Source organism: Actinomycetota bacterium (assembly GCA_036280995.1).
GTDB lineage: Bacteria > Actinomycetota > CALGFH01 > CALGFH01 > CALGFH01 > CALGFH01.
Window position 1 is genome coordinate 1 of sequence record DASUPQ010000585.1, and the last position, 8,269, is coordinate 8,269.

Below are 8,269 nucleotides of genomic sequence, written 5' to 3' on the forward strand. Positions count from 1 at the left end.
TCTCGGCACGACGGCGACGGGACGGCGCAACGGATGGTCGGGACGATCGGCGATCTGGCCGGAACGAGTTGTATCCGGGCCCAGAAACCCGGACAACCAGCCATCCACACCCCCGCCCCATGACACCACCCCGCTCCGGACCGCAACCGCCGGGCCGATGCACCGCGAAGAACCAGGTGACAGGACAGCCGGCTGAAGGGAACGACGACGTGGCGGGTCGGAGCGTGCGGCTCGCGCGGGAGGTGGCCCGCGAGGTCGTGGGCCATGTGCGACGGCACGACCTGGTGTTCTATGCCGCCGGGCTGACCTTCTACGCGGGCATCGCGATCGTGCCGCTGCTGCTGGTGGCCTGGTGGGTCACCTCGCTGGTGCTCGGCGACGACCTGGTCCGGACCCTGACCCTCGCCCTGGCCGAGTACGCGCCGACGTCGCTCGGGTTTCAGGAGGGGGTGCAGGCCCTTGGCGAGGTCGGGCCGCGGCTGGGGATCGCCTCGTTCGCGGCCGCCCTGATCCCGGCGACCAGCTACGGGGACGGGCTGGTGCGGGCGCTGGACCGGATCGCCGAGCGGAACCGTCGGGCCAAGGGCCTGCGCGGGCGGCTGCTGGGGCTGGTGTTCGTGGCCGCGCTGCCGCCGGTGGTCATGGCCGAGCTGGGGGCGGTGGCGGTGCTGCCCGGCGCCCTCGGGTTCACCGGCCGCTTCAACCTGCTCAGCGTGGCCGTGGCCTTCGTGATCGGGTGGCTGTCGGCGACCCTGCTGGTGGGCGTCCTCTACCGGGCCTTCTCGCCGCGGCCGATCCAGGCCGGGCCGCTCGCCCTTGGGGCGGCCCTGACCGGGTCGTTCCTCTCCGGCATGTCGCTGACCTGGCTGTTCCTGCTCCGCTTCGGGGTCGACGTCGGCATCGCCTTCGGCGACTCCGACCTGCTCGGCACCGTGGTCGTGGCCGCCGTCTACCTGTACCTGGTCCAGGTGGTCCTGCTCGGCGGCTACGTCCTCAGCCTGGTCCTGGCCCGGTTCGCCGCCCGAGCCGGAACCAGGTCAGAAGATCTCGCCGCTGCCCTGCGGTAGCGGGCCTTCGGCGCGGGCCCAGCGGAGGAACTCCTCGAGGCCCTCGCCGATGTCCCTGGCGATGAACTCCGAGGCCAGCTCGTCGATGCGCTGGTCGGAGAAGCCCTCGGCGCCGAGCTCGGGCCGGGCCTGGTTGGCCAGCAGGCGCGCGCTCTCGACCTCCGAGGCCTCGGGCTCGGGGATGTGGTCGGGGGTCTCCGGGTCCTGCTTGTCGACGTCGGTCGCGCGCGCCGGCGGGTCGGGCTCGCGAGGCAGGTCGTCGTCGGGGTACTGGGTCGCCAAGGTCAGCTCACCTCCGGGGTGAACCTACCCGGCCTGGCCCGGATCGGCCAGCTCACCGGCTGGCGCGGGCCGGCTGGCGAGCAGGGTGGGCCCGCCGCCCCAGCACCCCACCATCTGGGCGGCGATGCCGGTGGCCCCGACCAGGTCGCCGCTGCCCGGACCCACCAGCCCGGCGAAGCGGGCGTCCCCACCCGGGTCGCGGCATCGGGTCGATGATGGGGCGTGGCCGTCACCGAGCGCGGAGGGAGCCGCCGATGCCGTCGACCCGCTATCCACGTCGTGGCGACAACGACGACTTCGGACGGGTCGTCTACTTCACCGACGCCGTGTTCGCGATCGCCATGACCCTGCTGGTGGTGGAGATCGGCGTGCCCGAGACGATCGCCGGGGACGCCGACGACCCCGGCGCCCTGCTGGACGCCTTCGCCGACAAGGGGCCGCTGGTCTTCGCGTTCTTCCTCGGCTGCTACGTGATCGGCTCCTACTGGGTGGCGCACCACCGCTTCATGTCGTGGCTGAGCGCGGTCGACCGGGGCTTCATCGCCCTGACCGTCGTCTACCTGTCGTTCGTGGCCCGGCTGCCCTTCCCGACCGGCGTGCTGGGCGAGTTCGGCGACAACCCGATCTCGGTGGTCGCCTTCGCCCTGAACATGGGGGCGGTCAGCACCATGGAAGCGGTGCTGTTCCGCCATGCCAGGCGTCGGCGGCTGTTCCGGCAGGAGTGGCCGGAGGACGTCTACCGCTGGGCCCTGCTGTCGTCGCTGTCGCCCGTGCTGATGTTCACGCTGTCCGTGCCGGTCGCCTTCGTCGACGCCCGGCTGGCGATCGTGATGTGGTTCCTGGCCATCCCCCTGGGGATGCTCCTGGACCGGCGCCGGCCGGCGGAGGCGGCCCGGTACGTCGCCTGAGGGTTAGGGCGCCGGTTCGATCGACGCCACCACCAGCGGCACGCCCTGCTGGCAGATGCTGAGCAGGTCGCGGTCGACCCGGCCGGTGACCGCGACCCGGGCGCCGGGCCGCAGCTTCGCCCGGTCGCCGCCGATGAGCAGGTAGGGCCCGCCCTTGGCCTCCAGGAGCAGGCAGTTGCCCTCGACCCCGGGGGTGACGGTGCCGGAGACGGTGACCTCGCCGGCGGGCGGGGCCGGGATCGTCCCGCTGGTGGGCGGGGCGGTCGTGGGCGGGGTTGTGGGCGCGGTGGTGGCGGGGCCCTGGCCGGCCCCGGCGCCGTCGTCCCCGGGGTCGGCGCAGGCGGCGGCCAGCAGCCCGGCCAGGAGCAGGCCGGCCAGCGCGCGCAGGAGCTTCGTGAAGAACATGCCGTTTGGACGCCCCAGGGGGCCGGGAGGTTCCCGGCGTCCGGGGCGACCCTCTACCCGGGGCCAGGCCGCTGGTCCGCGTGACGGCCGTCTGCATGGTCTCTCCATCGGCTGCGCGGGATCGCGGATGAACTCCGAAACGATAGGCTTTGACCATGAAGGACGTCGGCATCGTCGGGCTGCCCCAGAGCGGCAAGACAACCCTCTTCAACGCGCTGACCCGGGCCGGCGTGCCCGCCGGGGGGGCGGCGGGCAAGGCCAGCGTGGCCGCCGTGCCCGTGCCCGACCCCCGGGTGGACGTGCTGGGCGAGCTGGAGCGCTCCCGCAAGCGGGTCTACGTGCAGGCCCGGTTCGTGGACGTGGCCGGGCTGTCGGCCGGCGCCGGGGGCGGGCTGTCGGCCCAGGGACTGGGGGCGCTGCGCGAGGCCGACGCCCTGGCCATGGTGCTGGCCGCCTGGGACGGGGGCGGCCCCGACCCGGTCGAGGCGGCGGCCGAGCTGACCCTGGAGCTGACCGTGGCCGACCTGGAGTCGGTCGCCGGCGGGGCCGAGAAGGCGGCCAAGAAGGCCCGGGCCGGGGTCAAGGACGCCGCCCTGGAGGCGGAGGTCCTGGCCAGGGCCCGCGACCTGCTCGACCAGGGCACGCCCCTGCGGGCGGCCGACTGGGAGCCGGAGGAGGCCAGGGTGCTGCGCAACTTCGCCCCCCTCACCCTCAAGCCGGCCCTGGTCGTGCTCAACCTGGCCGAGGCCGACGCCGCCGCGGCCGCCGAGCGGGCCGCCGAGATCGAGGCCAAGCTTGGCCTGCCAACGGTGGCCGTGGCCGCCGCCCTGGAGGCGGAGGCGGCCGAGCTGGCCCCCGAGGACGCGGCCGACCTGCTCGCCGGGTACGGGGTCGAGCGCGGCGGCCTCGACCAGGTGGTCGGGGCCGCCTGGCGGCTGCTCGACCTGCTGACCTTCCTCACCACCGGCGAGGACGAGACCCGCGCCTGGGAGGTCCGCCGGGGCGCCACCGCCCCCGAGGCCGCCGGCCGCATCCACTCCGACCTGCAGCGCGGCTTCATCCGGGCCGAGGTGATCGCCTACGACGACCTGGTCGCCGCCGGCGGCTGGGACACCGCCCGTTCCAAGGGCCTGCTTCGCACCGAGTCGCGGTCCTACATCGTCCAGGAAGGCGACGTGGTGCACATCAGGTTCAACGTGTAGCCTCCGCGCCCCCAAACGGGAGGGTCGCCCGCGGCGGGAACGGGGGCGAACGGCTGTCCACAGCCCCGTGCCCGGGTCAGGCCCCGGAGGCGAGGGTGAGGAGGCGGTCGACCCCGGCGTCGAGGGCCAGGACCTCGCGTGCGACCTGGGCTTCGAGGGGGGCGAGCTCGGCGGTGGTGTCGGCGCCGAGGCCGGCGCTGGCGGCGCGGCGGATCGTCAGGGCGACCCGGGTGACATCCGCGACCCGGGCCCGGGCCGCGGGCAGGACCCGGGCCAGCTCGGCCTGATCGGGCTCGTGGGCCAGCAGCCGCAGCTCGGCGTCGAGGGTCCCGGCCACCCGGCCCAGCCGCCTGGCCAGGTGGGGCAGGTCGCCGACGGTGCCGCCGGCCGACCTGACGACCGCGACCGCCTCGCCGGTGGCGAGGGTGGCCGCGTGCAGGTCCCGGCGCAGGCAGGCCACCTGCCGCCGGGGCCCGGGCGGCGTCGTCAGCGCCTGCACGCTGCGGACCCGCCGCCGCAACTGCGGGCTGCGCCGCACCCACCGCACGACCCGCCAGACCACGGCCAGCGCCACGCCGGCGGCCAGCAGGCACATCAGCAGCAGGGTCAGCAGCAGCTCTTCCATGGCGCCGTCCTCCACTCTCCACTCGGCGTCACCGGCCCACCGGCCGATCCACCATAGGACGGGTCACCGCCGTTGTCACCCGCTCAGCCGCCGGAGACGGCGGGGAGGATCCAGACTTCGTCGCCGTCGCCGACCGGGGTCTCGGCCCCGTCCAGGTAGCGGATGCTCTCGCCGTTGACGAACACGTTGACGTGGCGGCGCAGGATCCCGCGGTCGTCGAGGACCCGGTGGCCGACCCCGGGATGGGCCTGCCCGAGGGCGGCCAGGACCTTGCCGACGGTGGTCCCGGCGACCTCGACCCGGCGCTGCCCGGCCGCGTGGCCGGAGAGGGCGGCCGGCAGGTGGACGGTGGGCATCGGCCACCCCTCAGGGCACGACGGCGGCCTTGACGCAGACCACCGGCGGCAGCCACTCGGCCAGCGACTGCCAGCGCTCCCCCTCGTCGGCGGAGGCGTAGAGCTGCCCGGTCCGGGTCCCGAAGTAGAGGCCGGCCGGGTCGAGCCCGTCGGTGGCGAACCCGTCGCGGAGCACGGTCAGCCAGGCGTCGCGCTCGGGCAGCCCGTCGGTCAGCGGCGCCCAGGAGGCGCCAGCGTCCCGGGTCCGGTAGACCCGGGCCTGGCCGTCGGGGGTGCAGCGGAACTGGTCGGAGTCGAGCGGGATGATCCAGGCGGTGTCGGGGTCGGACGGGTGGGCGACCATGGGGAAGCCGAAGTCGCTCGGCACCCCGTTGGCCATGTCCTCCCAGCGGTCGCCCCCGTCGTCGCTGCGGTACAGGCCCCAGTGGTTCTGGAGGTAGAGGCGGTCCGGGCGCCCGCCGGCCGGGGCGACCTTGTGGACGCACTGGCCGAACTCGGGGTACTTGTCGGGCAGAAACACGGCCCGGATGCCGTCGTTGCGGGGCCGCCAGCTGCGCCCGCCGTCCTCGGTGCGGTACACCCCGCCGGTGGAGATGGCGATCCACATCCGGTCCGGGTCGGCCGGGTCGGGCAGGACCGTGTGCAGGCACAGCCCGCCGCCGCCCGGCTCCCAGCGCGGCCGGTGGGGATGCTCCCACAGCCCCTCGACCAGGGCGAACGTCTCCCCGCCGTCGTCGGAGCGGAACAGCGCGGCCGGCTCGACCCCGGCCCACACCGTGTCCGGCCGGTCGTCGCCGGCCGGCTGGAGCTGCCACACCCTGGCCAGGGAGGCGTCGGCCCCCTCGGGGAACCGGAGGTTGGCCTCTCCCGGCTCGACCCAGGTCCGCCCCAGATCGTCCGAGCGCCGCACCACCGGCCCCCAGTGGCCGTGCTCGGTCCCGGCCAGCAGCCGTCGCCGCCCACCCCGCCCGTCGAACCGGATCGCGTACACCTGCTCGCCGGCGAAGTGGGGACCACTCGACCGCCACTTCCCCCGCTCCGGGTCGCCCGCGAACAGCCACGCGCCCTTCATGGTCCCGACCGTCAGCAGGACGTCCCCGGACTCGACGTCGATGTGCTCGATGGTCTGCTCCTTCATGCCCTAACCCTACCGCGCGGCGCCGACATGGGCCCATGGGGGCCGGGTGTAGCGTCGTGGCCGGCACGGGCTAGCGACGGGCCTGCTCGTTCGCGTCCCGTCCCGGCTGACCCGGCGGGTCAGCCCCCCGGGCGCTCCCGCAGCCGCAGGGTGAGCAGGTCCTCGGCGATCACCCGTTCGGCGTCGGCCAGCAGCTCGTCGAGGTCGTCCTCGGCGTGCAGGAACCGCCCGCTGAGCGGGTCGGCGTCCCCGGCCGCGACGCGGACGAGCAGGTCGGCGACGCGCCCGGCCGGCGTGTACTCCCCGGGCGGGATGGCCGCGATCTGGGGCCGCCAGCGCCGCCCGGACTCACCGAGCAGCGACTCCTCCACCATCCTGGTCCGCACCAGCCCGGGGCTGACGCACAGCACGGTGACGCCGTGGCCGGCGGTCTCGGCGGCCAGGGTGCCGGTCAGCCGGAAGTAGGCCGCCTTGGCGCAGGCGTAGGCGCTCACGTACGGCTCGTCGCGGGCCCCGACCAGGCTGCCGATGTTGACCACCCGCCCGCGCCGCCGGGCCACCATGCCCGGCAGCACGGCCCGGCAGCAGTTGAACGCGCCCCGCAGGTGGACCTCGAGGTCGCGCCACCAGCCGTCGGGGTCGACCTCCCACAACGGCCCCGGCTCCTGGGCGGTGCCGGCGTTGTTGACCAGCAGCGTGACCGGCCCCAGGGCCGCCTCGACCTCCCCGACCACCCCGGTCACCGCCCCCAGGTCGGTCACGTCCAGCGCCCAGCCTCGCGCCACCCCGCCCCCGGCCTCCACCGCCGCCACCAGCTCGGCCAGCTCGTCCCCCGACCGCGCCGCCAGGGCGACCCGCGCCCCGGCCGCCGCCAGCGCCTCCCCGATCGCCCGCCCGATCCCCCGCCCACCCCCGGTGACCAGCGCCACCTGGCCGTCCAGCCGCTCGGTCACCGGGCGCTCAGAGGTCCTCGAGCACGGTGTCGGCGGTGCGGCGGCCGGAGGCGAGGGCGCCGTTGATGGAGGCGGTGTCGCGGTGGTCGCCGCAGACGTACAGGCCGGGGCGGAGGCGGACGGGGCGTTCGGGGGGGTCGAGGGCGCCGGGGGGCTGGGCGGGCTGGGCGTGGGGGATGTGGTAGGTCTTGAGGTGGCGCCAGGCGACCACGCCGGAGCCGAACCAGTCGGCGAGCTGGCCGAGGACGGCGGCTTCCAGGTCGGGGCCCTTGGGGAGGCCGGGGCGGTCGACGACGGCGGCCGAGATGAGGGCGGCGCCGGGTGGGGCGTAGGTGGGGGCGACGGCGCTGGGGACGCAGAGGTTGTTGACCGGGCCCTGGCCGTCGCCGTCGAGGACGATCACCGGCTCGTCGACCGGGGCCCGGTCGGCGGCGAAGTAGAGGCAGGTGGCCGCGACCGACTCCGGGGCCGGCAGGTCGTCGCCGAGCAGCTGGGACGCGGTCGGGCCGTCGGTGGCGACCACGACCGCCCTGGCCGGCAGCTTCTCGCCGCCGTCGAGGGTGACGGCGCCGTCGCCGACGGCCGTGACCCGCTGGCCGAGGCGGACGCAGTCGGGAGGCAGGCCGCCGGCGAGCTGCTCGGGGATGGCGCCCATGCCGCGGGTCGGGAGGGCGACGTCGCCGATGGAGAACATCCGGTAGACGAACTCGAACATGCGGCTGGAGGTGCCGAGCTCCCGGTCGAGCAGGACCCCGCCGAACAGCGGCCGGAAGAACCGGTCGACGATCGTGTCCGAGAAGCCGTCGGCGGCCAGGGCCTCCTGGGTGGTGGTCTCGGGCCGGGCGAACAGCTCCTCCAGCGACCCGGCGGTGACCCGCCGCCGCAGCGACGCCACCTTGAGCTTGTCGCCGAGGCCGCCAACCGGGGCCAGGGCGGTGCGCAGCCCGTCCCAGCGGCGGCGGAACGGGTCGGCCACGGTGACGAACCGGTCGCCGGTGTGGACCATCGCCCCCGGGTAGAAGGGGTGCAGCTCCAGCTCGCGGTAGTCGAGGGCGTCCCTGGCCTCGGGATAGGCGGTCAGCAGGACCTGGAAGCCCCGGTCGAGCAGGAAGTCCTCGACCCGGTCGGTGCGGACGCGGCCGCCGACCCCGTCGGAGGCCTCCAGCACGGTGGCGGCCACGCCCTTCTCGTGGAGGCGGCGGGCGCAGCGGAGCCCGGCCAGCCCGGCGCCGACGACGTAGACGCCGCCGTCCCGCTCGGCCATCTAGCCGCCGGGCCGGCCGGCCGGCCGGGGGGCCACCCCGGCGGTCCCCCGGTCCCCCCCGGCCCGGGC

At 75.5% G+C, this 8,269-nt stretch carries 11 protein-coding genes; 3 read left to right on the forward strand and 8 right to left on the reverse strand.

From position 1 onward, the window contains the following. The first annotated feature begins 224 nt into the window (after positions 1–224). Positions 225–1,067: a YihY/virulence factor BrkB family protein gene (locus VF468_19670; GenBank protein HEX5880507.1), complete on the forward strand. Its 843-nt coding sequence runs from the start codon at positions 225–227 to the stop codon at positions 1,065–1,067. Here the strand turns inward: VF468_19670 and VF468_19675 are convergent. After that, complete coding sequence (locus VF468_19675) at positions 1,038–1,349, reverse strand: hypothetical protein (protein ID HEX5880508.1); 312 nt, start codon at positions 1,347–1,349, stop codon at positions 1,038–1,040. The two genes, VF468_19670 and VF468_19675, sit on opposite strands and share 30 nt — an antisense overlap. A gap of 24 nt (positions 1,350–1,373) precedes the next feature. Continuing rightward, positions 1,374–1,514 (reverse strand): hypothetical protein, encoded by a 141-nt coding sequence (locus VF468_19680; GenBank protein ID HEX5880509.1) that lies wholly within the window; start codon positions 1,512–1,514, stop codon positions 1,374–1,376. Between the two features lie 89 nt (positions 1,515–1,603). Here VF468_19680 and VF468_19685 point away from each other — a divergent pair, with 89 nt between their 5' ends. Then, the gene (locus tag VF468_19685; protein ID HEX5880510.1) at positions 1,604–2,257 is read left to right on the forward strand and encodes a TMEM175 family protein; all 654 of its coding nucleotides are present in this window, start codon (positions 1,604–1,606) and stop codon (positions 2,255–2,257) included. Between the two features lie 3 nt (positions 2,258–2,260). Here VF468_19685 and VF468_19690 read toward each other — a convergent pair whose 3' ends face one another. Next, positions 2,261–2,662 carry a hypothetical protein gene (locus VF468_19690; GenBank protein HEX5880511.1) on the reverse strand — a complete coding sequence of 134 codons (402 nt, stop codon included), beginning with the start codon at positions 2,660–2,662 and terminating at the stop codon, positions 2,261–2,263. A 155-nt stretch (positions 2,663–2,817) separates the two neighbouring features. On the opposite strand from VF468_19690, the gene VF468_19695 reads away from it, so the two are divergent. Beyond that, a complete protein-coding gene (locus tag VF468_19695) occupies positions 2,818–3,864 on the forward strand; it encodes a DUF933 domain-containing protein (protein ID HEX5880512.1) in 1,047 nt (348 codons plus the stop codon). A gap of 76 nt (positions 3,865–3,940) precedes the next feature. Here VF468_19695 and VF468_19700 read toward each other — a convergent pair whose 3' ends face one another. The 5 genes from VF468_19700 to VF468_19720 all read right to left on the reverse strand — a co-directional run bounded on the left by VF468_19700 (position 3,941) and on the right by VF468_19720 (position 8,200). Beyond that, positions 3,941–4,489, reverse strand: coding sequence for a hypothetical protein (locus VF468_19700; GenBank protein ID HEX5880513.1), 549 nt, complete (start codon positions 4,487–4,489; stop codon positions 3,941–3,943). Positions 4,490–4,572: 83 nt separating this feature from the next. Beyond that, entirely contained in the window at positions 4,573–4,845 is a 273-nt protein-coding gene (locus tag VF468_19705) for a ubiquitin-like small modifier protein 1 (GenBank protein ID HEX5880514.1), read from the reverse strand. 10 nt (positions 4,846–4,855) lie between these two features. Next, positions 4,856–5,983 (reverse strand): exo-alpha-sialidase, encoded by a 1,128-nt coding sequence (locus tag VF468_19710; protein HEX5880515.1) that lies wholly within the window; start codon positions 5,981–5,983, stop codon positions 4,856–4,858. 119 nt (positions 5,984–6,102) lie between these two features. Next, entirely contained in the window at positions 6,103–6,936 is an 834-nt protein-coding gene (locus VF468_19715; protein HEX5880516.1) for an SDR family oxidoreductase, read from the reverse strand. A 7-nt stretch (positions 6,937–6,943) separates the two neighbouring features. After that, positions 6,944–8,200, reverse strand: a complete 1,257-nt coding sequence (locus VF468_19720; protein HEX5880517.1) for an NAD(P)/FAD-dependent oxidoreductase — start codon at positions 8,198–8,200, stop codon at positions 6,944–6,946. Between the last annotated feature and the right edge of the window lie 69 nt (positions 8,201–8,269).

Coding starts and splice junctions, on each gene's coding strand:
- VF468_19695 (HEX5880512.1), top strand. CDS start 2,818: ATGAAGGACGTCGGCATCGTCGGGCTGCCCCAGAGCGGCAAGACAACC.
- VF468_19685 (HEX5880510.1), top strand. CDS start 1,604: ATGCCGTCGACCCGCTATCCACGTCGTGGCGACAACGACGACTTCGGA.
- VF468_19720 (HEX5880517.1), bottom strand. CDS start 8,200: ATGGCCGAGCGGGACGGCGGCGTCTACGTCGTCGGCGCCGGGCTGGCC.
- VF468_19690 (HEX5880511.1), bottom strand. CDS start 2,662: ATGTTCTTCACGAAGCTCCTGCGCGCGCTGGCCGGCCTGCTCCTGGCC.
- VF468_19710 (HEX5880515.1), bottom strand. CDS start 5,983: ATGAAGGAGCAGACCATCGAGCACATCGACGTCGAGTCCGGGGACGTC.
- VF468_19700 (HEX5880513.1), bottom strand. CDS start 4,489: ATGGAAGAGCTGCTGCTGACCCTGCTGCTGATGTGCCTGCTGGCCGCC.
- VF468_19705 (HEX5880514.1), bottom strand. CDS start 4,845: ATGCCCACCGTCCACCTGCCGGCCGCCCTCTCCGGCCACGCGGCCGGG.